This window comes from Rothia sp. HMSC072B04, from assembly GCF_001813725.1.
Classification (GTDB): Bacteria; Actinomycetota; Actinomycetes; order Actinomycetales; family Micrococcaceae; genus Rothia; species Rothia mucilaginosa.
The window spans coordinates 1-25,029 of the sequence record NZ_KV813783.1 but is presented as its reverse complement, the minus strand read 5'-3'; the positions used below and the strand labels follow the sequence as shown (position 1 = coordinate 25,029).

General features: G+C 59.4%; 15 protein-coding genes and 1 riboswitch. Of the genes, 6 read left to right on the top strand and 9 right to left on the bottom strand.

All coding sequences use genetic code 11. The features are described from left to right. Positions 1 to 3: 3 nt before the first annotated feature. On the bottom strand, positions 4 to 1,755 hold the full coding sequence (locus HMPREF2928_RS00150; protein WP_070686863.1) for an anchored repeat ABC transporter, substrate-binding protein: 1,752 nt from the start codon (positions 1,753 to 1,755) through the stop codon (positions 4 to 6). Further along, positions 1,742 to 4,063: a TIGR03773 family transporter-associated surface protein gene (locus HMPREF2928_RS00145; protein WP_070686861.1), complete on the bottom strand. Its 2,322-nt coding sequence runs from the start codon at positions 4,061 to 4,063 to the stop codon at positions 1,742 to 1,744. Before HMPREF2928_RS00145 ends, HMPREF2928_RS00150 begins: the two co-directional genes overlap by 14 nt. 274 nt (positions 4,064 to 4,337) lie before the next feature. Between HMPREF2928_RS00145 and HMPREF2928_RS00140 the strand changes: the two genes are divergently transcribed. Continuing rightward, the gene (locus HMPREF2928_RS00140; protein WP_070686859.1) at positions 4,338 to 7,367 is read left to right on the top strand and encodes a choice-of-anchor M domain-containing protein; all 3,030 of its coding nucleotides are present in this window, start codon (positions 4,338 to 4,340) and stop codon (positions 7,365 to 7,367) included. Positions 7,368 to 7,475: 108 nt separating this feature from the next. Here the strand turns inward: HMPREF2928_RS00140 and HMPREF2928_RS00135 are convergent, their stop codons facing one another. The 3 genes from HMPREF2928_RS00135 to HMPREF2928_RS00125 all read right to left on the bottom strand — a co-directional run bounded on the left by HMPREF2928_RS00135 (position 7,476) and on the right by HMPREF2928_RS00125 (position 9,744). Further along, positions 7,476 to 8,135 (bottom strand): hypothetical protein, encoded by a 660-nt coding sequence (locus tag HMPREF2928_RS00135; RefSeq protein WP_049354389.1) that lies wholly within the window; start codon positions 8,133 to 8,135, stop codon positions 7,476 to 7,478. A 148-nt stretch (positions 8,136 to 8,283) separates the two neighbouring features. Further along, complete coding sequence (locus HMPREF2928_RS00130) at positions 8,284 to 9,186, bottom strand: hypothetical protein (RefSeq protein ID WP_070686857.1); 903 nt, start codon at positions 9,184 to 9,186, stop codon at positions 8,284 to 8,286. A 27-nt stretch (positions 9,187 to 9,213) separates the two neighbouring features. Continuing rightward, complete coding sequence (locus HMPREF2928_RS00125; RefSeq protein ID WP_070686855.1) at positions 9,214 to 9,744, bottom strand: hypothetical protein; 531 nt, start codon at positions 9,742 to 9,744, stop codon at positions 9,214 to 9,216. Between the two features lie 371 nt (positions 9,745 to 10,115). Between HMPREF2928_RS00125 and HMPREF2928_RS00120 the strand changes: the two genes are divergently transcribed. The 4 genes from HMPREF2928_RS00120 to HMPREF2928_RS00100 all read left to right on the top strand — a co-directional run bounded on the left by HMPREF2928_RS00120 (position 10,116) and on the right by HMPREF2928_RS00100 (position 15,593). Further along, positions 10,116 to 10,778: a hypothetical protein gene (locus HMPREF2928_RS00120; RefSeq protein WP_083311356.1), complete on the top strand. Its 663-nt coding sequence runs from the start codon at positions 10,116 to 10,118 to the stop codon at positions 10,776 to 10,778. Positions 10,779 to 11,015: 237 nt separating this feature from the next. Then, positions 11,016 to 11,255: a hypothetical protein gene (locus HMPREF2928_RS00115; protein WP_049354346.1), complete on the top strand. Its 240-nt coding sequence runs from the start codon at positions 11,016 to 11,018 to the stop codon at positions 11,253 to 11,255. 129 nt (positions 11,256 to 11,384) lie between these two features. Continuing rightward, positions 11,385 to 12,101, top strand: coding sequence for a DUF6318 family protein (locus HMPREF2928_RS00110; RefSeq protein ID WP_070686852.1), 717 nt, complete (start codon positions 11,385 to 11,387; stop codon positions 12,099 to 12,101). 411 nt (positions 12,102 to 12,512) lie between these two features. Then, positions 12,513 to 15,593, top strand: a complete 3,081-nt coding sequence (locus HMPREF2928_RS00100) for a beta-galactosidase, LacZ type (RefSeq protein ID WP_070686850.1) — start codon at positions 12,513 to 12,515, stop codon at positions 15,591 to 15,593. A gap of 147 nt (positions 15,594 to 15,740) precedes the next feature. Here HMPREF2928_RS00100 and HMPREF2928_RS00095 read toward each other — a convergent pair whose 3' ends face one another. The 4 genes from HMPREF2928_RS00095 to HMPREF2928_RS00080 all read right to left on the bottom strand — a co-directional run bounded on the left by HMPREF2928_RS00095 (position 15,741) and on the right by HMPREF2928_RS00080 (position 23,185). Beyond that, positions 15,741 to 17,723, bottom strand: a complete 1,983-nt coding sequence (locus tag HMPREF2928_RS00095; protein ID WP_070633901.1) for a M13 family metallopeptidase — start codon at positions 17,721 to 17,723, stop codon at positions 15,741 to 15,743. Between the two features lie 107 nt (positions 17,724 to 17,830). After that, a complete protein-coding gene (locus tag HMPREF2928_RS00090) occupies positions 17,831 to 19,270 on the bottom strand; it encodes an MFS transporter (RefSeq protein WP_070604005.1) in 1,440 nt (479 codons plus the stop codon). A 517-nt stretch (positions 19,271 to 19,787) separates the two neighbouring features. After that, entirely contained in the window at positions 19,788 to 22,115 is a 2,328-nt protein-coding gene (gene metE / locus HMPREF2928_RS00085; protein ID WP_070686848.1) for a 5-methyltetrahydropteroyltriglutamate--homocysteine S-methyltransferase, read from the bottom strand. A 164-nt stretch (positions 22,116 to 22,279) separates the two neighbouring features. Next, positions 22,280 to 23,185 (bottom strand): methylenetetrahydrofolate reductase, encoded by a 906-nt coding sequence (locus HMPREF2928_RS00080; protein ID WP_070686846.1) that lies wholly within the window; start codon positions 23,183 to 23,185, stop codon positions 22,280 to 22,282. A 117-nt stretch (positions 23,186 to 23,302) separates the two neighbouring features. Next, positions 23,303 to 23,419, bottom strand: a riboswitch (SAM riboswitch). A 346-nt stretch (positions 23,420 to 23,765) separates the two neighbouring features. Here HMPREF2928_RS00080 and HMPREF2928_RS00075 point away from each other — a divergent pair. Next, the coding region (locus HMPREF2928_RS00075; RefSeq protein ID WP_070686900.1) for an ATP-binding cassette domain-containing protein at positions 23,766 to 25,029 on the top strand (1,264 nt) is incomplete at its 3' end.

Here is a 25,029-nt window from a genome sequence, read left to right as displayed (position 1 = left end):
GGGTTACGAGGTGCTTGCCTCCGAGCAGCTAGCACCCGAAGAATCGCCGCCAGAACTAGCCCCCGAGCACAGTGCAATCGTGTGAGCATTCGCCAGCATCATCTGCGCGTAGTGAGGAGCCTGCGCATCCAGGGTATCCGAATAGAGCACCCCGGTACGCACCTGAGCCTCCCGGGCCAGCTCCGTCAGAACTGGCGAACGCATCGCCGTGGACTTGTCCAGATAAATCGCTGGAACCTTCAAATCCTCGACCGTGCGACGCAGGCGCTGACGCTGCTGAATGCTCGGCTCGCCGCTGGCGCTGGCGCTCACAAAACCGGCAATGTGCAACCCGTAGGTGCTCGCCAGGTAGCGGTAGCCGTCGTGCGTGGTGACCAGGTTGCGTGCCGACTCCGGCAGGCCCCCGTACACCTGACGCAGCTGAGCGTCCAGGGCGTCAAGCTCCTTCATGACCTGCTCGGTGCGGGTTGCGTACTCGCTCGCACCCGCCGGATCGGCGGAGATGAGCGCGTCACGGATGACCTGCACGCTCGCCTTCGCGTTCGGCACCGAATGCCAAATGTGCGGGTCGATTTCGCCGTGCACGTGCTTGCCCAGAACGGCCTGCGCCAGCAGGTACACCTGACCGCGATGCTCCGAAGCACCCGAACGCAGGAAACGGTAGCTACCGCCGGCGGGCACCTCCTGCAGGGTGCGGGAGGGGACCGCGACCACGGTGCGGTTCAGTTCGTACTCTACGGCGCCCTGGGAGGAATCCGCGCGAAGCACGAGCCTGCCGTCGCCGGTGCGTGCCGTAATATCGGCGTGACCTGCGGAAAGAACCTTGATGTCCGAAGCGGAAATGTTCTGTTCCTTCGCCAGGCGGTCCACCAGCTGTTGCGGGTCACGACCGACCGCGCAGTACAGGGTGCCGCGCGAGGAACGCACCGACTCCGGCGCATTGACTGCGGTGGCACTCAGTTCAATGGCGTACTCGCCGGCATCACTAAACGCCCACGACAGGTGCGTATGCGCCTGCAACGGAAGCTCCAGCGAACCCATATCGCCGGTGCGGATCGCGGTGTCCCCCTCACGGGTGAGGTTCACGCCGCGCGCATGCGAATCGCACAGCATCTCCACCGCGCCGAAGGTCTGCGTAATGAACGCCGCCAACTGCGCATTCGACGAATCGGTAGAGGTGCGCGCCCGCACGCTCTGCACCTCAAAGCGCATGCCTGCATCCGAAGAGTCGGCGGGGGCAGATTCGTTCTGCCCGCCCTCTTCAACGCGCAAACCCAGCCAGATGGAGTCCAGGGAGGCATCCTCAACAATGGCTTCGAGCTTGCCGCCGTACTGCTCAATCTTCTCCGCAACCGCCACGGACACAACGCCTGCGGGCAGGTTCGCCTCAACCATTTTGCTGAGCTTACGCTGCTCCAGCAGCAGACCGTTTGTCAGGGCGCAGCGTGCGTAGGCGACATCGCGGATATCGCGCAGGCTCGGCTCATACGAGTGCGGGTCAGCACCGGCAGGCACCAGGGAGTGCACGCTGGCGCGCTCTCCTGCAATTTGCTGCGCCAAGTCCGCCAGAATTGGGGTCGTGGCGACCACGCGCATCCGGTCGGAGGAAGCGTTCACGGTGCTGGCGCATCCGCTCAGCGCGAAGGCACCAGCCCCCACCCCCGCACCCACCGCAATGCGGGAGGCGAGGGTGAGGGCGGTACGCCGACTATATGCTTGCGCGCGGTTGCCGGTATGCCCGCTATGCGGTGTCACCGCTGCGGCCCTTTCGGCGTGCCGAACGCAGAATCATGGCACCGAGTGCCAGCGCCAGAATGGAGGTGCTGACCATGAACGGGTCGATGACCACACCGGTGTTCGGCAGCTTACCCGCCGCGGCTGCCTTCTGGGCGTTCGCGAGTTCCTGGCTGGTCAGGGCGCAATCCTCACCGGAGGCGGTCTTACCGACGATGCGCACCTTGGATCCGTCGGGCTTGGTGACGATGCCGGTGGCTTCGTCGACGGTGCCGTTGACGGGGTTCTTTGCGGTGCTCTTCTCGCCGCCGTTGTTGGTGCCGTTAGCGTTGCCGCCGTCATGCTTGGTTTCTGCCGCACCCTGCGCGTTGTTGCTTGCCGGGGCGTTATCGGGGTTGCCGACGGTGAAGTGCAGAACCGATTCGCTGCTGACCTGCTGGCCGTTCTTCAGGCGCGCAGTCCAGCCGATGGTCACGGTGTAGCGACCCTCAGCGGTGAACACCCAGTTGCTGTGCTGGTGGGTGTTTGCGGGCACCTGGAAGGAGCCGCCGCTACGCGAATCGAAGACCTTCTGACCGGCGGAACCGAAGTTGCCGGAGAGGAAGGTGGACATGGTTCCGGGGCCCTCAAAACCGTTGAGGCTCATGGTGACGGGGCCGTCGAGCTGCTTGAGCAGTTCGGGGTCCTGGGTGCTCCAGCCGAGCCAGGGCACGCCCTGCTGCTGGGTTGCACCGATCATGTGCACGGGGGTGCCCGCCGGGGCGATGTTCTCCATGCCTGCGGGCAGGTTGATCTTCGCGGCGTCATTGAGCACGAACTCGAGGGCGCCGGGGGAGACGTGGCGGGCGGGGCTGGTGCGGTCGTCCTTCACGCTGCTGGTGAGGTTGCCGCCGTTGAGGATCGGGCCCACGTCGAAGTGGCCGTGGGTGACTTCTTCACGGCCGCTGTGCTCGGCGGTGTTGACCACGGCGAGGGTGGGGATGCTGGTCGGTGCCTGGGCTGCCTGGTTGCTCTGCTTGTTGTCCTTCTGAGCGTCCTTGGAGTCCTTGGCATCTTCGGCGGGAACCTCGGTGGCGATGCACTGCTGGTTCAGGCTGCCGGGCAGACCGGAGGACAGCACGCCGTTACCGGTAATGCCGCCGCCGTTGCTGGGTGCGCTGATGTTCTGGGCGTTGGAGCCCTTTACGCTGCTGCGGGAGTTGCCGCCCTTGTTTTCACCCTTGTCGGAGCCGTTATTAGTGTTGTCGGTGCCGCTGATAGCGGTTACACCGGATCCACCCTGGGATGCCTGCTCACCATTTGCCGCTACCTTCGCGCCGTTCGGGTCGGTCACCTGCGCGGCATTCTGACCGTTCACGGATCCATCCACGCGGCGAATACCGGTGGATGCACTCGCCTCAGCAGATGCACTCGCCTCAGCACTTGCGGAGGTAGATGCGCTGGGGCTGCTGGTGGCGCTCTCGGTGGCGGTGGCGCTCGCCTCGGGGGTAGTGGTTGCCTCGCTCGTGGCTTCCTTGGTTGCTTCCTTTGCGGCGTTCTGCGCGTTCAGGAGCTTGAAGCCGTCCTCAGCGTTAGTGCCCACGGCGATGGTGTAGGTTGCCTCGGAGCTGACCGGGGTGCCGTCGGCAAGGGTTGCGGTGGCGCGGAACGTCAGCTGGTAGATGCCTTCGCGGGTGAATGCCCAGCTGAGGTGCTCGTGGCCGCCAGCGGTGATGGTGTGCGGTGCGAGCTGGTCGTTGGTGCTGAAGACGCGCGGGTTGTCGCGACCGGATTCGGTGAAGACTTCGGCGCGGCCGCCTTCGGGTACGCTGCTGCGCACGAGTTCAAGTTTGATGGTGTTGTCCTTGAGTGCGCCGGGGCGGATTCCTTCCGCACCGAGGCCGGGGTAGAGCAGGCCGCGGGTGCGGGTGGAGGGAATGTAGAAGATGTCGGTGCCTTCGGGGGCAATGTAGTCGTAGCCTGCTACGACCTTGGTGTGTGCATCCTCGACGTCGGGCAGGTGGAAGACGGTGCGGGCGGGGTTGAATCGTCCCTGCTGGCCGGGGCCGGTGTCTGCGAGGGTGCCGAGGGTGAACTGGTTGCCGTCGAGGAAGGCGTTGAGCATTTCGGTGTGTACGCCCGCGATGACGTAGTCACCTTCGTAGCTGACGTAACCGCGCGACTCGGTACCTGCCTGGGTGCCGGTCTGGTTTTCCTGCGCCTGGTTTTCCTGTGCCTGCGCGGCGGTGAAGGTGCCGACCTGAGGGAGGGCGAGGGGTGCCCCGAGTGCGAGGGTGCATCCGAGGGTGGTTGCGCTGAGTAGGCTCAGGGGTTTGGTGCGTCCTTGCATGGTGGCTCCTTGGATGACTGCTCGTTGGCTGGCGCGTTGCCCGATGTTTTCGGGGTTTGCCCGGTGCTGGGTCCGGCGGCCTGTTGCCGGTTTCCCTCTTGGGCTCGGGGTGCGCTCTGCCGTGTTTTTCTCTTTGTGGATGTACGTAGTGTGCGTTTTTGGGTGCGCCTCGGCGCACACGTGTTTCTGAGAATCACTATACTCACTTAGGTTCTAAATGACAATTATTTGCAAAAGAGCTACCCTAGAGGATAGAAAAATGAGAAAGGTTGTCATGAGCTCTCAGAAGCAGACCCAACGACGGGTCACCACACACACCCCCGCACTCTTCATCCCCGGCGGCAAGCCCGCCCTCCGCCGCGCAGCCGCATTCCTCTCCGCCGCAGCGCTGCTCGCGCTTGCCGGCGCTGCCCCCTCCCTGCCCGCTGCAGCAGGCCCCGACGACGGCAAAATCGTCACCACCAAGGGCCACGTTGACGCCCCCAAGGCATACTGGGACGAGCAGAACGGCACCTTCGTCCTCATGAACGAGGCGAACCCCTACAAGACCGGCGCAGACACCTACGAACTGGACAAGACCGTCAACTGGGTCGGCAAGGGCTACAGCACCAGGGACGGCAAGTCGCAGTACACCATGACCCTGGGCGACTCGCCCTCCCTGGCGTTCCTCGGCGAACCCGGCCAGACCCTCTACATGGCACCGCACCTGACCTACGGCAACCAGGACCCCATCTGGGCTGGCCTGGGCGCATCCACGAAGGTGCCCACCGAGCGTTTCCGTGACGGCGTGTTCGCTACCGACATTCTCTCCGTTGAGGGCCCCGGCCGTATGGAGCTCTTCCGCTACAACCCGGACGACGCCCCCGCCGACGTGTACCGCATGCTCTCCAGCAGCTCGACCGGCTGGCACTCCTGGCTGCTCGACAAGGGTAGCCACACCCACAACACCACGACCTTCACCCGCCCCGGCCGCTACGTGGTCACCTACCGCACCGTGGCGCGCTCCACCGACGGCCGCATTATTAGCTCCAAGCCGTCGAAGCTGGTCTGGCAGGTTGGCGGCATGCAGCCCGTGCTCGGTGACGGCACCCCGACCGCCGTACCCACGGTTGACCGCTACAATGCGGCACCCGTCGGTGACCTGGACGCCGCAAAGTACGTGCTGTCCGTGGCACCGCACCGCCTGGACGCCGACCCGGCTAAGAACAAGGACGCTGACGACAAGCTCAGCGACATCACCTTCACCGCCGCGAACAAGAACCTCAAGGGCACCCTGACCCTGTACAACAACGGCTACTTCCTGACCGACCTGCCGGTTGTGAACGGTACCGCCACCTGGTCTGAAATGCTCGGTAGCGAAGGCTCCCAGCTGCAGGCTGTCTTCACCCCCGACACCTCCGACGCGAACAGCGCGGAGGCGTCCCGCTGGATCTCGCACAAGCTCACCTACGAGCCCGGCCGCTCCGAGAGCGTGTACAGCGATGACGGTAACGGCTCCTGGCCCGAAGAAATCCCGGATCAGGCGAACACCGTACTCAGCACCCAGCAGTACACGCCGACCAGCATGGACTACGACGTGACCGTCACCCCGAACGGCAACGGCTTCAGCACCGTTGAGGTCCGCTTCAAGGACCCGAAGGTGCGCGGCTTCATGCGCGGCGGCTTCTACGCCCAGGATGACCCGGTCTACCCGTACCTCGACCTGGAAGGCTCCGTTGAGGATGGTGTGGCGCGCTTTACCTTCCGTGACGAGTCGTTCTACAAGGGCACGGCTCTGCGCGTGAAGATGCTGACCCACCCGGATATGAACGCTTCTGCTTCCACCACTGAGGTTGCGGCGAACTACGAGCCGGGCACCAAGTACACTGCGCACGGTGCGTTGGCTCCCGATAGCGCACCCATTAGCGATGCGCCGAAGCCTGCTCCGGTGGATCCGTCGCCGAGCGCTGAGCCTACCGTCGCGCCGACTGAAGCTCCTAGCGCTGAGCCGAGCGAGGCTCCTTCCGAGGCTCCGACTGCTGAGCCCAGCACCGTTCCGTCGGTGTCCCCCACCGAGGTTCCGACCGTGCCTGCGGTGCCGACCGCCTCCGCAGAGCCGAGCGTGCCTGCTCCGGCACCCTCCACTCCGGCTCCGACGACTCCGGCGCCGTCTAGCCCCGCGCCCGCGAACCCGACCCCGAGCGCACCTGCTCCGACTAGCCCGGCACCGTCTGCGCAGCCGTCCACCCCCGGAACCCCCGGCCACCAGTGCGTGCCCGGCAAGATTGACGGCCGCACCAAGATTTCGCACGGCCACCTGGACATCCAGGCGACCTTGAAGGACCGCCAGCTGTCCGTGGGTCTGCGCGATGACAGCGGCATCATTGACGCTGATTCGACCGTGCGCCCGCTCGATTCGGTCGTGTGGACCGTCAGTGAGAACGCCCGCCGTGTACGCACCGAACGTATGGCTGATGAGAAGCTGAACTTCATGGGTCCGGTCGGTACCGCCTTCTACGGCCTGCCGCAGACCCAGCAGAGCGGCCTGCCCTGGCCCGGCTACAACACGCAGGACATTGACTACTCGCAGCTGCGCGGCCCCGTGCGCCTGCACGTGGTGCCGAAGGTCATGCCTGAGGGTGCGCGCTTCGGCATGTTCACTGAGTCGCTGAACGGTGCGGATGTGCTGCTGGATTCGACGACCGGCAAGACCACGATCGACATTGATTACGCGACGCACGCACACGCGAACTGGGTGTTCTCTGAGCCCGGCCAGTACATGTTTGATGTGCACTATTCTGCGACTCTGGCTGATGGTACTGAGGTGAACAGCCCGGTGCAGCAGCTTGCGGTTGCTGTGGGTAAGAAGGCGTCGGATGCGTGCTCGTTTGAGACTGCCGTGCCGAAGGACCCGAATGCGGCTAAGGACGACTTTAGTGGTGTGCGCCGTGTGGATTCGGCAACCCCGGGCGGTACCGCTGGTGCTAACCAGCCCGGCTCCGCACAGTCTGGTACCGCGCAGGCTGGTCAGTCCGGTCAGGCTGGTGCTTCTGGTGCTGCCGGTGACGTGAACGCGCAGGGTTCGGCTGACGGTTCGGCTGATGGTTCTGCTGGCGGCGTGTACCCGGGCGGTATTTCCGGTGGTGGCACTGGCGGCGGCTCTTTGGGTCAGTCCGGTGTGTCTGCTGCGTCGGGTGGCGTGAGCTCCCAGCAGGGCGGCCTGGCGCGTACTGGTTTTGGTGCGGTGTCTGTGGCTGTGGGCGGCGCACTGGTGCTCGGTGCTGGCACTGTGATGGTGCTGCGTTCTCGCCGCCGCGCCTCCTAGCGCTCGCCGCGTGAGGACACGCTGATACGATAAAGCCCCCGCGGCTGAGAGGATGACTCTCGGCTGCGGGGGCTTTCCTGTGCTTGATTCTCGGGGGTTGATGCCGTGCTACATGTCGACGTCGGCGAGGCCGGTGACTTTCTCTTTTCCCCTGAAGTACGGGACTGTATCAGGGCCACTATCTAGAGCATCCACCCGAGCAATATCACTCGGATTATTCATATCAGGCCAGCGGTCATTATCAATCCTGAACCGCACAATCGCCATGAGGCGGTAATTCTTGTGAATAATCGGGCAGAAAGCGGCAATGAGTTTTCCGGATTTACTGTAGAAAGACACAAGGTCCTGGTCGTCTGTAGAGGTTGCCTCGTAGTATTCAATGCCGTCAATAGCGTTGACCGGGTACACGGTCGTACGCGCCGACCACATACGCTGCTCAATACCTTCAGGGGAGATCTTCACATAGGCAACATGGACATACCAGGCGTACAGCATGAACATAATTGACATAAGTATCCCACCCAGTTCATACCAAAAACCTGGAGACCCCTCCTCAACAAGATGGAGAAAGAAACCAAGACACGGGAACCCAGGGGTAAATATTGTTAGAAGAGCCTCTGCCTGATTAACCCGTCGGATATACGCGCCTTGGCGGCGGCGCTCCATATCCTTCCAGCGCTGAATCTCATAGTTGGTAATGATGTAGAGCGTTCCGGTTACCGAGATGAAGGCCATAATACCCCAGATAATAATCAGGAAAATGCGCATGATGGGTTCTCGTTTCGTGTGGTTGGTGAATATCCGGAAGCGCACCACCGGCAAGTGGCGTACCTTCCCCAAGGATACCCCGGTGTGCGAATCGTCCTAGACCGTGCGCTTGGCGCACAAGACTCATCAACCCGCGGGGCTCCACGGTTTAGCTTGCTGCAGGTTCAGCCTCCGGGTCCTCCTCGTCATCCTTCTCGGGGATAGCAACACCCACGGTCACGTACCTCTTCACCAGCAGGTACGAGGCGATCACCGGCACCACATACACCAGCGACAACCCGCTACCGGACTGCACAACATCAACGGCAAGACGGACCGCCGCCAAACATCCACCCAAACCCACCAGGGCTACGCAGAAGCCACGCAACACGCCATACCCGGCAGTGCCCTCCTCAAAGGTCGACGCCCACAGCTTGAACAGGGTGCGGCGCACAAAAATCAGGAAGACCGGCACCAGGCACAGCACCACCGAAACACCCACAGGCTCATAACCGGCAGTAGCGAACGAAACCACCGGAATAACCAGGCAGAAGAGCACCATCAGGGCGCTCACACCCAGCACCACCGCGCGCACATACCGGTTGATGCGCTCCATACGGTGCAGGTTAGGGATCTCCTCGCTCGGCTGCGCGGCATTGTAGAAGAACAGCAGCAGAACCAGCGCGGACACCACCACATACCAGGGCGCGAAATTGATACCGTCCACCTGCGGGGTGGAGGCAACCGGCGGGACACCCGCCAGGGAGAGAGCAGCGAGCAGAACAATCGCGGCAACGCAGAACGTGCCCACCGTCAGCAGAAAGTAATGGTACGCGCCGCCGTTCTTTGCATCCTGCACACCGTGCTCACGCGTGCCGTCAATCATCACGACGGAAAACAGCATCGTGGAGATGGATAGGATGCTCCACGCGTACTCGCCCGTCATGACGGGGACAAGCATGAGAAGCACGGACGCAGAGAAAAGAATCCACAGAAGCACTCGCTGCAGTGTGGGTGAGGACGCGATGGCCTCTCCAATAAAGTCGATAATAAATTCGCCGATAAAGCTCACGGTGGGATCCTTTCTGCGGGGGAGGGGTTACTCTTTGATTTCTTCAAAGCGGAGGACGCTGAAGTCGAATTCATCGTTACGGGTAGAGAAGGACTTGTATGCCCTGTATTTCTTGCCCGTCTTAAAGTTCTGGAGGTATTTGCGGATGGGGATACCATCAGGGGATTTGCTCGATGTGATGATTCCGCACTCTTCCGTTTCGAATTCACCAGAGATTGAGTAGGGGTCCTCGTGCTCAATGATTTCGACTGAGGTAACAGTGCAGATAGCGGATTCATTGCCCGGGTTGTAGTTGGTCATAAAATGTAAGGACGCGAAGAACCCTAGAATGACTACTACGGTTATGATGGAGCCACGTGCATCCCATACATCTTTTGCTATGTCGCGAAGATACTCTATGAAGTCGACTTTATTCTTCTTTTTCTTGACGTACCTCTTTTTGTTAATCTTCTTTGAAGCCCCAGTTTCGGTAACGTAATTTACCTCTGGGTAACTCTTTTTCTTTGGGGTGTTCCTTTTCTTTGAAACGTTCTTTTTCCTTGGGGAGTTCTTTTTCACTGCTCTTCACCTTCTTTCTGGGTTGTGGGCTGTTATTCTGCGCTAGGTTTCTAGGCTTTCGTTGCCTTGTGCGCTTCGCTGCTTACCTTGGTTGTGCTCATGGTATGTACGTCCTTGTGCGGTAGTGGTTGGTGAATCGTGCTCGCCCCGGTGAGATGGCGGGCACATCCTTAGCCTATCGCACGGTATCTGACCAGAAGGTTAACTCGACGCAATGCTCCGGTGAAGACTCGGCAACCACTCCGCGGATAACGCGAATCTGGGCTTAACCACCTAATTTCCTCGGCTACTCTGAGAACGAGCCTGCACCCTCCGCATCGTTGCCGGAAGGCCGCCGGTCACCGATAAAACAGAAAGGGTAGTTGACCACCATGATGATGAACTACACCATGATTGCCCTCTGGGGCGTAGTAAATGTCCTACAGGCGTACAAGATATTCCGGTCCATCATTGTCTACGAAATCAACCGACGCCGAGACAAGAAGCTGTACGCCAAAAACATTTACATTACTCGAAGCGACCGCTCCGAAATAATTGTGCTTGCCGTCGCCCTTCCCATGACCCCTGCTCTGATGTTTATGGTGCATCTGCTGGGCGATATAGGATTCCATTTTCTATATGATGTCGGAGCTTTCCTCTTCACGTGCTTTCTTCTATATGTCTTTAACGAAACCGCTGGTTCTTACACTAAAATCTCGCCGGAAGGATTCGAAGAGGACAACGGGCACGACAATAAAACCTTCTACCCGCTCAACGCGATCGATAAGGTCACGTATACGCAGAGTTCCGACAGTGAAATTTCAGACTCCGTCTCCTTCGACACGAAATCGGGTAAGCGCATTGCGCGTTTCGGGCCCATCTATGAGGGCTACCCCCTCCTCGCAATGACCCGATTCAGGATCGAAAACGAGCGCTGGCCAGACATGAACAACCCCGAAGAAGCCGCCCAGGTCAAGGCGTGGATGAACTGGAACTCCACCATCCCGCACATCAAGGATAAGGAAATTTCGGGCCTCGCCGAAGTAGACATGTAGCCCGCGTTTCAGCCCGCATTTAGCGTGTGCCCGGCGTGTTTCTCAACCAATATTTCCGTAATTTTTCTGCCAGAAAAACGTGGACTAGCCCGCATGGTTTAAGCCTCAACTAGAAGGTGCACTCTGCACGTAAAAACATTAACGTTGAGGCTTACAATAAAAAAGGTTTAACGCACAGCCGCACGCCGTGCACACACCACGTCACTTCACAGAAACACCGACCCCGAAAGGCACACCATGGCCACCAAGAAGCCCGCACGCCTCACCCGCCGCGCAGCACTCGCCGCCGCAGGCGCAGGCGCAGCAACCGCCCTCGGCGCACTGCTCACCCCCGCACAGGCAACCACCTACCGCCCCACCGTGCGCCGCACCCCCTACAACCGCTACTACTCCGACCGTTACGGCCGCCGCACCCGCATCGTCATCAGCGACTACTACGGCAGCTCCTACAGCCACTACTACTATTACGGCGGCTAAAGAATCCCAAGCCCAATAAACATATACTGGAAGACGGCACTACACCCCGTGTAGTGCCGTCTTCCCGTTAGATGCCGCAGGCATCACCCGCACCGCGGTGTGGAACCACACCACAGATAGAGAGAACCCATGAAGAACGTAACCCGCCGATCCGCCCTCGGCCTGCTCGCAGCAACCGGCGGCGCAACCCTCCTCGCAGCCTGCGGTGCTCAGCCTCAGGCAACCAGCGGCAACGCATCCGGTAGCGCATCTGCTTCCGCGTCGGCATCCAAGACCGCACGCACCGACTACTCCGGCGTTGCAGCCCTGGAGGGCTACACCTCCAAGCCTTCCGACTACCAGCCCGCAACCCGCACCGAGCCGTCCAAGAACGCCCCCGTGCCGACCAAGCCCGCCGTCGCCAACGAGAACAGCGTAGAAGGCCTGTACCAGTCCATCGCATTCTTCGGCGCAGCCATTGAATACTACATGCGTACCGGCAAGACCGAACCCCTGCGTGAATGCGCGGTTGACAACTCCGAGCTGAAGAACATGCTCGAACCCGAAGAAGGCACCCTGGGTGCTGGCCTGCAGCAGGGCAAGATTTGGATGCAGGACCCCTCCGTCACCATCACCATGCTTACCGCACAGCCCGAGCGTGATGGCGACGCCTACAACTGGGATATCCGCCTGACCATGGACAGCGGTGAGTTCATCGCAAGCAAGGACCGTGTGGAGAACGCTTCCTCCGATTCGGACCGTAAGAATGATGTGGAGCGTACCCTGCACGGTGTCTACGAGAACGGTGCGTGGAAGCTGACCGGTATGCGTACTTCTTCCTCTTCGTCCTCGGCTTCTGCTTCCTAAAAGCTTCAGCCTAGAAGCGCGTAGCTTCTACACCTAAAAGGCGCCCGCCCCGTGGCTAAAAACCACGAGGCGGGCGCCTCTCTCATGCGGTGAAGGACCTACCCTGCTTTTACCTATGCAGAAGCAAGCTTCTCCTCAAGCTCCTTCACAATCTTCGCGTGTTCCTTCTCAGAGATAGAAACCTTGAAGAAGAAGGCGAGGAACGAGCACACAATAATGGCCAGCGGCACATAGAAAGCAGCCGTGTTGAACGTCTGAATGTTCTGCGCGGTGAGGCTATTAGGACCAGTGCCACGTAGACCAGAGCCAAGTTCTGCGGGAAAAGAATGAACAGAATGTAGGCAACAATCATCACGCCTTCCGGCATCCTTAAAGGGACCAAACAAAGATGTATACGAGAGGAAGAAAGACATGTCTTCCACCGAACAAACGACTCCCGTAGTCTCCTCCCAGTCACCCTCAGCAGCGTGGCTTGATGACCCCACCGTGTACGCTGTCAACAGGGAAGCAGCGCACTCCGACCATCACTCCTCAAACCCCCAGCAGAGCCTCAACGGCACGTGGGCTGTCCGCACTGCATGGGCCTCAGAAATTGACGTCACCACCGCAGAATTCGCCGCCCCCGCCCTCGACGAAAGCGACTACCAGAGCATCCCCGTCCCCGCCACCCTGGAAACTGAAGGACTCTGGCGCCCCGCCTACGTCAACATCCAGATGCCCTGGGACGGCCACGAAAACCCCGAAGCTCCTCACATCCCCGAGAAGAACCACGTAGCCCTCTACCGCAAGCACTTCACCCTGGAGGGCGACCTCAAGAAGATGCTGAGCGAATCGGGCCGCATCGTGCTCGCCTTCGAAGGCTTCGCAACCGCAATTTACGTGTGGGTTGACGGCACCTTCGTCGGTTACGCAGAAGACGGTTACACCACCACCTCCTTCGACATCACCGATATCATCGGCAAGGACGCAGAAGGCAACCACACCCTGACCGTCGCATGCTACGAATACTCGAGCGCTTCATGGCTGGAAGGCCAGGACTCGTGGCGTTTCCATGGCCTCTTCCGCGCTGTGAACCTGGTAGCCCGCCCCGCAGTCAGCATCGCCTCCCTCACCGTTGAAGCAGACTACGACGCACCCACCGGCGAAGCACACCTGGACGCTCTCGTCACCCTCAACGGTGAAGAAATCAAGGCGTACACCCTGCAGGCCAGCGTCCTTGACGGCACCCAGGTCATCTGGTCTGGTACCGTCGCCGCCGAAGACGCATCCGTGCGCATCTCCTCCGACGCCCTTGAAGGTATCGCTCCCTGGTCGGCTGAATCGCCCTCTCTCTACACTCTGACGGTGGATCTGCTCCACGACGGCAAGACCGTAGAATCCACCAGCCAGCGCGTCGGATTCCGTCGCTTCCGCATCGAGAACGGAATCATGACCCTCAACGGTCACCGAGTCCTCTTCAAGGGTGTCAACCGCCACGAGTTCCACCCGCGTACCGGCCGCGTCCTGACCGTTGAAGACATGACTTCAGAGATTCTCTTCTGCAAGCAGCACAACATCAACGCTATCCGCACCAGCCACTACCCCAACGATTCACGCTTCTACGCCCTGGCTGACGAATACGGTATCTACCTGGTTGACGAAGCAAACCTGGAAACTCACGGCTCCTGGTGCACCCCCGGTGACATTCCCACCCCCGAGACCACGATCCCCGGCTCCCGCATGGAATGGGAAGGCGCCTGCGTTGACCGCGTAGAATCCATGATGCGCCGCGACTACAACCACCCCTCCGTAGTAATCTGGTCGCTCGGTAACGAAGCATACGGCGGCGAAGTATTCCGCTCCATGTACCGCCGAGTCCACGAACTGGACCCCAACCGCCCCGTACACTACGAAGGCATCACCTGGCACCGCGAATTTGATGACGTCACCGACATCGAATCCGGTATGTACACCCACACCGACGTCGTCGAAAAGTACCTGTCGAACAACCCCCAGAAGCCCTTCATCATGTGCGAATACATGCACGCAATGGGCAACTCGGTCGGCGCTATCGACGAATACGTCGCACTGGAACGCTACCCCCACTACCAGGGCGGTTTCATCTGGGACATGATCGACCAGGCACTCTGGCACCCCGGTGAGAGCGAAGGCGCCCCCGAATACCTCGCTTACGGTGGCGCATTCGGCGAACGCCCTTGCGACTACGAATTCTCCGGTGACGGTATCCTCTTCGCCGACCGCAAGGTAAGCCCCAAGGCCGCTGAGGTGAAGGCAGTGTACTCCAACCTGCGCATCACCCCCGACCAGAAGGGCGTGACGGTCGTCAACGACAACCTCTTCACCTCCACCGCAGACTACACCTTCAAGGCTAGCCTGCTGGTCAACGGCGTTCCTCAGTGGCAGGAAGACTACTTCTTCGACGTAGCCCCGGAATCCACCCACGAGCTGGTAATTCCCTGGCCCCTGGAAGAATACGCTGTCGACAACGCAGAAGTAACCCTGGACGTCAGCCTCGTGCTCACTGAAGACGCCGCATGGGCTCCTGCAGGACACGAAATTGCCTTCGGTCAGTACGTCATCCCCGCATCGCAGGCTGAAGCAAACACCGCTGAAGGCGCAGCAGATGCGACGGTGACCGTCGGCCGCTGGAACGTCGGTCTGCGCAACAACCAGGCTGAAGTTATTCTGTCCCGCACTCAGGGCGGCATCGTCTCCTGGGTACACAACGGCACCGAGCATGTTATTCGCCCCCCGAAGCTCACCACCTTCAGGCCCCTGACCGACAACGACCGCGGCGCCGGACACGGTTTCGAACGCGCCCAGTGGACCGTTGCAGGCCGCTACGCCCGTTGCGCTAACGTTGCTGTCGAGCAGCCCAGCGATGACAGCGTGGCAGTGACCTACACCTACGAGCTGGCAACCCCCGCTCACACCGCTGTTACGGTCCGCTACGAAGCACAGAGCACCGGCAACGTGCGAGTAACCATCGACTACCCCGGCGAGAAGGACGCACCGTCCCTGCCCGCATTCGGTCTGGAATGGGCACTGCCCGGCGAGTTCTCGCACCTGCGTTACTACGGCCTCGGCCCCGGCGACTCCTACCCCGACCGTTGCAGCGGCGTCCGCCTGGGCGTGTGGGAAAGCACCCCCGAGCAGGACTACGCACCGTACCTGGTACCTCAGGAAAGTGGCAACCACATGGGTGTCCGTTGGGCTGAAGTGACGAACGACAGCAACCACGGCTTCCGTGTCCGCCAGCTGCAGACTGCCGGTGACGGCCTGCACGTATCGCTCCTGCCCTACTCCTCCTACCAGATTGAGGAAGCTTCCTACCAGTGGGAGCTGCCCGAGAACAACCGCACCTACCTGCGTATCTTGGCAGGTCAGCTCGGCGTTGGTGGAGACGACTCGTGGGGCTCGCCGGTACACAGCCAGTACCACATCGATGCAACCGAGCCGCTGCACATGGATATTGCGCTAGAAATTATCTAACGCAACGCTCGGCACAGTAGCAGTAGATGCCTACCTTCGTGTAGCGTCCACAGCTCTCTAGAAAAGAGGCGCCCGCCCCGTGGCTAGAAACCACGAGGCGGGCGCCTCACTTATATACGCAATAAAGCATATACCCTTATCGGGATGCTACCAGATGCGCACGCGCTCCTCCGGAGCCAGGTACAGTGCATCGCCCTCAGAGACACCAAACGCCTCATAGAACTCATCAATATTGCGCACCACACCGTTCACACGGAACTCATCCGGCGAATGCGGATCCACCGAAATCATCACCTCAGCATGCTGCGGGCGGGACTTCGTGCACCAGCCGCGAGCATTCGAGAAGAAGAAACGCTGAATACCGGTCATGCCGTCAATCACCGGCGCCTCATCCAGCGACTCAATACCCTGCTTCTTCAACGCCAGACGGTACGCCTTCAATGCAATCGACATGCCGGACAGGTCGCCAATGTTCTCACCCAGAGTCAGCTCACCGTTCACGTGGAACTTCGGATCCAGACCCACCGGAACGTACGCGTTGTACTGCTCCACCAGTGCTGCGGTACGCTCCTTGAACTTCGCGTAATCCTCCTCAGTCCACCAGCTCTCCAGCTTGCCGTCGCCGTCATAGCGGGAACCCTGATCGTCAAAACCGTGACCAATCTCGTGGCCAATAATCATGCCGATATTGCCGTAGTTCGCCGCATCGTCAGCATCCGGGTTGAAGTACGGCGGCTGCAGAATCGCTGCCGGGAACACAATCTCATTCGCCGGCGGCATGTAGTACGCGTTCACGGTCTGCGGAGTCATCAGCCACTCCGACTTATCCACCGGCTGACCCTTACGGGCAATCAGCCAGTCAGCATCAAACGCTCCGGTACGGCGCAGGTTCTCGAACAGGTCACCGGGTACCAGCTCCAGTGCGGAGAAGTCACGCCACTTATCGGGGTAACCGATCTTGGTGACGAACTTCGACAGCTTCTCCAACGCCTTCTGGCGGGTTGCCTCAGTCATCCAGTCCAGTGACTCAATAGACTCGCGGTACGCCTCCAGGAGGTTGCCGACCAGAACCAGCATCTTCTCCTTGTGCGAGGGCGGGAAGTGCACAGCCACGTACTCCTGGCCAATTTCCTCACCCAGAGCCTTCTCGACAGCGCCCACGCCGCGCTTCCAGCGCTCACGAATCTGCTGAGTGCCGGAAAGGGTCTTGCCGTAGAAGTTGAAGCTCTCCTGGACCAGCTCGTCGTACATGAACGGCGCACGCGAACGCAGAACGGTCCACACAGCCCACAGCTTCCAGCTCATCAGCGGGATGGAGGTGAACAGCTTAGCCGCACCCTCAAAGAAGGACGGCTGAGCCACAATAACCTGACCCAGGGTCTCCGGGTCGGCACCCAGAGCCAGCAGCCACTGCGAGAACGGGAAGCCGGGGAACTTCTCGTCCAGCTCGGTCGCCTGGTACGGGTTGTAGGTCGCCTCAGCGTCGCGGTTCTCCACGACGTTCCAGTGCAGGCGAGCCAGCTCCGACTCGTGGGTGAACACCAGCTGAGCCGCCTGCTCCGGGGTCAGGCCGAAGCCCTCAGCCAGACCGGTCAGCTCAAACATGCGGGCAATATGCTCAACGTACGCCGCGCATGCAGCCTCGTGCTTCTCTTCACGGTAGTAGGATTCATCCGGCAGACCCAGACCCGACTGGTACAGGAAGAACGTGTAATTCTTCGGGTCCTTCGGGTCGTTGCTGGTGTACCAAGCGAACAGCTGCGGCAGACCCGCACGAGACAGCAGCGCCAGGGTCACAGCCAGGTGGGAGGGGGTTGCCGAGTTCAGAATCGGGGCGATTTCCTTCAGCAGCGGCTCCAGGCCGTCCGCCTCAATCTTCTCAACATCCATGAAGGAGTTGTACAGCGCGCCAATACGGGACTCCGGCTGCTCCTTCGCGATCTTCTCCACCAGCTCACGCACGTGCTTCTCTGCGTTATCGCGGAGGGTGTACAGGCCGCCGTCCTTGGGGCGGTCCGCCGGGATTTCGTGGGTTGCCAGCCACTTACCGTTGACGTGGCGGAAGAAATCGTCGCCCGGCTTGACGGTTTCATCCACCCATTCTTTAGTGATTCCAGAGTTAGTAGTCATGGTTCCATTCTAGGTTCTTAACGTAAGAAGCCACACGATTGCCGACAAGCCACCATATGGTGACTCACCAGCAAACGTGTGGCTTCCCTACACGAAAGACCGGGCAATTATGCCTGAGCCGCCAGCTTCTCTGCACGCTCAGCCATCAGACGCTTCTCAGCACCGTTAACCAGCCAGAGGAACAGCACAGCCAGACCCGAGCACACAATCATGAAGACGAACGCGGTGCTCCAACCCCAGTGGTCAACAATAATGCCGATACCGGCAGACGCCAGGGTCGCACCCAGCGCGTAACCGAACAGGCCGGTGAAGCCCGCAGCGGTACCCGCAACGTGCGAGGGAGACAGGTCAATAGCCTGCAGACCAATCAGCATAACCGGGCCGTAAATCAGGCCACCAATCAGAGCCAACGCAACGTACGCAATCCACAGCGGCGCATCCGAAGAAGGCAGCCAGTACAGCAGAATCGCGCCAACGGTCGCAATCAGGAACAGGATACCCGCGGGGGAGCGGCGACCCTTGAACATGCGGTCAGAAACGTAACCGCACAGGACGGTGCCACCAATACCGGCAAGCTCCAGAATCGAGAAGCCCGCAATACCACCCTCAAGGGAAGCGTGGCGCACATCGTGCAGGTACTTCGGCGCCCACACCAGCACGCCGTAACGAAGGGTGTACACGAACACGTTCGCCAGAGCCAGGTACACCATGGTCGAGTTGGTCAGCACGTGCTTACGGATGGTGGTCCAAGTGGATTCTGCACGATCCTCAGCGGTGGACTCAACCTTGTGCGGGTCGTTGCGGTACACGTCAACGGTGGGCAGACCCTCAGCCTCGGGGTTATCACGGATCAACAGCCACGCCACGAACGCCAGAACGAAGCTGATAACAGCCGGGAACCAGAAGGCAACTTCCCAGGTCTTGCCGAACATGGAGAAGCCCCACGCAACCAGCAGACCGGACAGCGCACCACCAACGTTGTGAGCGGTGTTCCACCAGGAAACCTTCGTGCCGCGCTCGCTGGTGGAGAACCAGTTCACGAGCACACGACCCGAGGGAGGCCAACCCATACCCTGGAAGATGCCGTTGAAGACCATGATGGTCGCCATGATGGAGGCGATAGCAGCAGCGTAGCCCGTCGCGCCCGCGCCTTCACCCATGTAACCGGTCAGCGCCAGCAGGATGTTTGCAACACCCGAGAGCACCAGACCGATGGGCAGGAACAAACGCGCGTTCGAGCGGTCAGAAATCATTGCGGTGAAGAACTTGCTGAAGCCGTAAGCGAGCAGCAGTGCGGTGGACAGCGCACCAATTGCTGCGTTGCTGAAGCCAAGTTCCTTGGTCAGAATCGGGGTGACCAGCGGGACGTTGTTACGAATCAGGTAGAAGGTCGCGTAACCGATGAAGATACCCATGAAGACCTGTAGGCGCATGCGCGGGTACTTCGCATTAACTTCTGCTTCGCTGAGCTGGGGCTTGGGTGCCGGAATAGCGAGCCAGCGGGGTGTAGAACCCTTCTTCTTCTTTGATGAAGTGGTAGTAGTCATGCTGGAATTCTAAAAACGGCGGCTTATAAAAATGCTAATCTGCTGGAAAAGTTTTCAGTAGAATGTTCACTATGGTGAACAGATATTCAGAGTGATTATTCTATTAATACTGTTTTTACCCCGGAATTACAGGGAAGTGCTAAATCTGTGTGATGTATATCTGTCTACTGGGCAACAGCGCCACAGATGATGCAGTGAATATAAATACTTTCTTTGTTGAGTAAGTATGTGTTTTGGTCAGACCACACTTAAATTTAGAGTAATTTATACCCTAAGTTCAAAAAGAAAACCACTTGGATGCCACTAAATCGGCGCCCAAAAACAGCACAGAAAAGCCCGCCCGCACGGTGCAGAAGAAAAACCGTACGGGCGGGCTCGTTATCTATCCCCAAAAGCTCGGCATACAGTCGGTACGCATACCGGCACGAAGCCGAACAGCCGCCACCTGCCGCAGGTTACCGCGAGCAAACCATCATCCGGTCAACCCGCAGCAGGCAGCGGAACCAATAGGCGCCTCCTAGAGGGATGCGCGAATCGCCTTGGTGGCGTCCACCAGGTGACGCAGAGACTGCTTGGTCTCCTCGTAATCACGAGTCTTCAGACCACAGTCAGGGTTCACCCACAGGTCAGCAATGGTGCCGTAACCAATCGCAGCCTTCAGCAGGGACTCAATCTCATCCTGCGAAGGAACACGCGGGGAGTGGATGTCCCACACGCCGGGGCCCAGACCGGAAACGAAGCTCTCCGGAATATCAGCCAGCAGCTCCATGTGCGAGCGGGCGGCCTCGATGCTGGTTACGTCGGCGTTCAGAGCGTTAATCGAGTCGATAATCTCGTTGAACTCCGAGTAGCACAGGTGGGTGTGAATCTGAGTGGAATCCTTCACCGCGCTGGTTGCCAGGCGGAAGGAGTTCACCGACCAGTCCAGGTACTGCGGCTGCTCATCGCGGCGCAGGGGCAGCAGCTCACGCAGAGCCGGCTCGTCCACCTGAATGATGCGGATGCCCGCCTGCTCCAGGTCGGCAATCTCGTCGGCAAGAGCCAGAGCCACCTGGTTAGCGGTCTCGCGGCGCGGCTGGTCGTCACGCACGAAGGACCACGCCAGAATCGTCACCGGGCCGGTGAGCATGCCCTTGACCGGCTTGTCGCTCAGCGACTGTGCGTGGGAGCTCCACGGAACGGTGAACGCCTCACCGCGCAGGCCCTCACCGTGACGCTTCACGTCACCGAACAGGATCGAGGGGCGGGTGCAACGCGAACCGTAGGACTGAACCCAGCCGTGGCGGGTGGTTGCGAAGCCGTCGAAGTTCTCAGCGAAGTACTGAACCATGTCGTTACGCTCGGCCTCACCGTGAACCAGCACGTCCAGGCCCAGCTCCTCCTGCAACTTGATGACCGAAGCAATCTCGTCACGCAGGAAGCCGTTCAGCTCCTCAGCGGAAATCTTGCCCGCACGAGCCTCCGCACGGCGGCGGCGAATCTCAGCGGTCTGGGGGAAGGAGCCGATGGTGGTGGTCGGCAGCTTCGGCAGGTTCAGGTCAGCCTGAGCCGCGCGGCGAACGTCAATAGTCGGGCGGTCAAAGTCCTCGGGAGTCACAGCTGCGGCGCGGGCACGAATCTCGTCGTTGTGCTTGCGCGGGTCAGCGGCGAAGCGAGCCAGCGCCTCGTCAGCAGCCTTCAGCTCCGGCTCAACAGCAGCCTCACCCTCAGCCAGGCCACGAGCCAGCAGAGCAATCTCGGCAACCTTCTGGTCAGCGAATGCCAGGCCGTCCACGGGAACCTCGGCGGGGTCTTCCAGAGCCAGGTCGTGCGGCACGTGCTGCAGGGAGGTCGAGGAAGCCACAGACACGGCACCCTCGGATGCGCCGGGCAGCGCCTCCAGAGTCTTCAGTGCGGCACGAACATCAGCACGCCACACGTTACGGCCGTTCACAACACCGGCAACCAGGTGCACACCAGCAGCAGAAACGGACTCAAGCTCAGCCTTCGAGTACACACCGTGCACCAGGTCAAGGTGCAGCGCCTCAATACCGGTACCCAGCAGTGCCGGCAGGTTCTCACGCAGGGAACCGTAGGGGCTGGTCACCAGAATCTGCGGGCGCTTCTCGCCGGCAGCCAGGGCGCGGTAGGTGCGCTCGGCCAGCTCGGCAACCTTCGCGTTGTCGGCACGGTCCACGGTCAGGCCCGGCTCATCCAGCTGAACCCACTCAACACCGCGCTCAGCCAGCTGCTCCAGCACCTGAGCGTAAGCGGCAACGAACTCATCCAGACGGTCAACGGGGGAGAAGTCCTCAGCGGAACCCTGCTCAGCCTTAGCGCCCAGCAGCAGGGTCAGCGGGCCAACAATCTGCGGGCGAACCTTCACGCCAGCCTGCTTTGCAACCTCAAGCTGCTCGTCAATAGCCTCAAGGTTCAGCTTAATCTCGGTACCGGCACCAATCTCAGGCACCAGGTAGTGGTAGTTGGTGTCGAACCACTTAGTCATCTCCAGAGGAGGCAGGGTCTCGGTACCGCGCGCCAGTGCGAAGTAGCCGGGCAGATCCAGCAGGCCGCGTGCATCCTTAGCCTCAGCCAGACGCTCGGGAACCAGGGTGAACAGGCGAACCACATCAAGCACCTGGTCGTAGTAGGAGAAGGTTGCCGGAATCGAGTAGTTGTCAGCCTTCAGACCCGCAGCGGTCACGCGCTCGAAGTAGGTGCGCTGCACGTCAGCGGCGGTGTCCTGCAGCTCCTGCAGGGTTGCCTTGCCCTTCCAGAAAGCCTCCTGAGCCTTCTTCAGCTCACGGAAGCGGCCCACGCGGGGGTAGCCAACAATGGTTGCGGCGGGGAATGCGGTGTTCGACATAATAGTTATTCCTTTACTGGGGATAGATGTGGGAGTCGGTTCCGGCGTTTTACCACCCGACTGTGGGTGGTGAAACGGAGGACTCAACAACTCCCGGAATATTTGTGGGGGAGAAAATGGAAACGCATCCGACAAGGAGCGTTATGGGTTGAGGCGGGGGGTGTTTAGACGTATTCCAGTTCGCTCAGCGACTGAGAGAAACGGTTACTGTACCGCGGCAAATCCAGCTGATCCAGAACGTCCAGAACCGCCGCATGCTCGTTGAAGGTGAAGAAGTGCAGACCCGGCGCGCCCGCGTCCATCACGGTGCGGCACTGGTTCAACGCGTACTCAACACCGATGCGGTGCAACTCTGCGTTGCTGGTCGCCGTCTCTAGGGCGTAGGCGAGGTCCGTCGGGACTTCCATGCCCGCCATCTGGCAGAGATTCTGCAACCGCTTCAGCGAGGTTACCGGCATGATGCCCGGAATAATCGGAATATCCACACCTGCCAGGTGCGCCGAATCGACCAGGGCGCTGTAGCGCTCATCCTCAAAGAACACCTGAGTAATCGCGAAATCCGCGCCGGCACGCTGCTTGGACAGCAGAATCTCAATATCCTGCAGCAGGGATGCCGACTCGGGGTGCTTCTGCGGGTACGCCGCCACACCGATCGACACCTTGCCAGCAGCCAGGTGAGCGAAATCTTCACGCTCCACGCGGCGAATCAGCTCCACCAGGTAGCGGGCGAAAGGAAGTTCAGAAACCTGACCTTCCTGAATATCACCGCGAAGAGCCAGGAAACCGCGCACGCCCAGACCCAGAATCAGGCGGACCGCACGCTCCAGCTCATGCACCGAGTGGCCTGCACAAATCAGGTGAGCCAGCGGGGTGAGGGAGGTTTCATGCACCAGGTGGTCGAGCAGCGCCAAGGTCTTCTGGCGGCGCTTCGCGTCACCGGCGTAGGTGACCGACACGTAGTCGGGGTTGGTGCCCTCAAGCTCCGCAATGGTGTGGAGTAGCGACTCGCAGCTTGCGTGTGAGCGGGGTGGGAACAGCTCAAAAGAAAGAGCCGGGTGAACTGTCGTCATAACCTTCCTTCGTGTTCACCCGATAGATACGCACCGGGAGGGTGCGTGAATTCTTCTGCAGGATGCGCTGTACCGGTTTGCGGGTGCACATCATCAAGGGGTGCCGAAGGGTATTCTTCTCTATCGGTTCTGGCGGGAGCACCTTGTCCGTACCCTGCACCGTGACGGTGGGGGATACTGGCGAGGTTGCTGCGACGTCTACGAGCCAGATCTCTCGGTCGCTCTTGATAGATAACGCTTTCACTCTACCCACTGCCTCCGAGGGTGTGCAAGGGATGCGGCGGTTGATGTCCTAATATTTCTGGACATGACATTGGGGAGAAATATGAACTTAATATGACTGACTATGACGAAGGGCGGCTGGGGGCGTTGCGGGTAGGGCTGTCGGTTGACCCCTGGATGCCTGAAAATATCACAGATATATCTGCTTAATATTCTTGGACACGCGCAAATATGTGTGTTTTATATTTCAATGAGGAGTAGGGTAACTAATGAGGCACGGGTAGTGTTTCAATGTCGCTCATCGAGGAGTTGTAGGGCTCAAAGATGAGTTCAGTATGACTTTGTGAGCGTGGTGAGAATGAAAAAGCTATTTTCTTCTATACTCTGGTCCTTCCGCCTAGCATGGAAAACCTGTCCCGCGACCCTGGTGAGCGTCGCCCTATCGCTAGCCGTCATTGCCTGCATTCCCTTGAGTCAGTCCCTGCTGATTGGTAATACAGTATCAGCCTTGAGCGGTTCAAATGGTGGCGCGGCCTGGATTTATATCGTTGCTCTTGCCCTTGTTGTCGGAATTAATATCATTGCTAAACGCTGGGTCATAAGTAACATGCTCATCCTCAAATCAAAGGTGAACTATCGGGTTCACTGCATGTTAAATAACAGGTTATCTACATTTCCGTTATCTGATATAGGTAGCACAAAATCACAGGAAGATATACGTGCTGCTAGAGAGGCAATATCGAAACAGGAATTGCAGGTTCACACCATGTCAGTTATGACACTGGTGAGTGCCTTCGCAATGGTGTTACTTCTCTGTCTTAATATCGCGAACGTCAGCATTGTGGCAGCAATTTTTGCGGCACTGTGTTCACTACCCCTATCTATTGCAATGGTAATCCTCGCTAAACGTGATTACGCTATATACACCCTAATGTACGAGGACTATCGGGTAGAGAACTACTATCTAGACAATCTGATGGCTCAGAGTCGAGCCCAAGAACTTCACCTCATGAGAGCCTCCCGATTTTTCTCGCAACGCGTAGCGTCCTGGCGACGCCGGGCGGCCGGTAGGGAATTGAGCCTTGAAAGTGTTAGAGGAATCATCTCCATAGTTGCAGGGCTACTCTGCTCTGTCTTACTTTTTGCGTCCCTGTACTTCCTTGTGGATTCAGGCGCCAATATATCGTATGTGGCCGGATCGCTGATTGGAATCATTGCCTGTGTTGATGCGACCCAAGAGGTGGGATATTCATTTGGTCAGATTATTAATGGAGCATTATCTGTTCAGCAATTCCGAAGGGTATGCGACTCTGATACTTACGACCATGTTTCTGAGATAAAAACTTCTAACCCTAACCATGAAAATATTTCAAAAATTATATGCAAAGATGTATCCGTTCAGTATGAGGGCTCGTCGTCTTTTGCGCTTAAAGATATTAATCTTGAGCTGATGAATAATCAAATGATTGCAGTAGTTGGTGCCTCGGGCGCGGGAAAAACAACGCTAATAAATGCAATTCTTGGAATTACACCAATTGCCCAGGGGAGCATAACGTATAAGGGTGCTTCTTCTGAGAGTAAATACAACATGTTGGCAAATGTTGGTTTGGTGAGTCAAGACT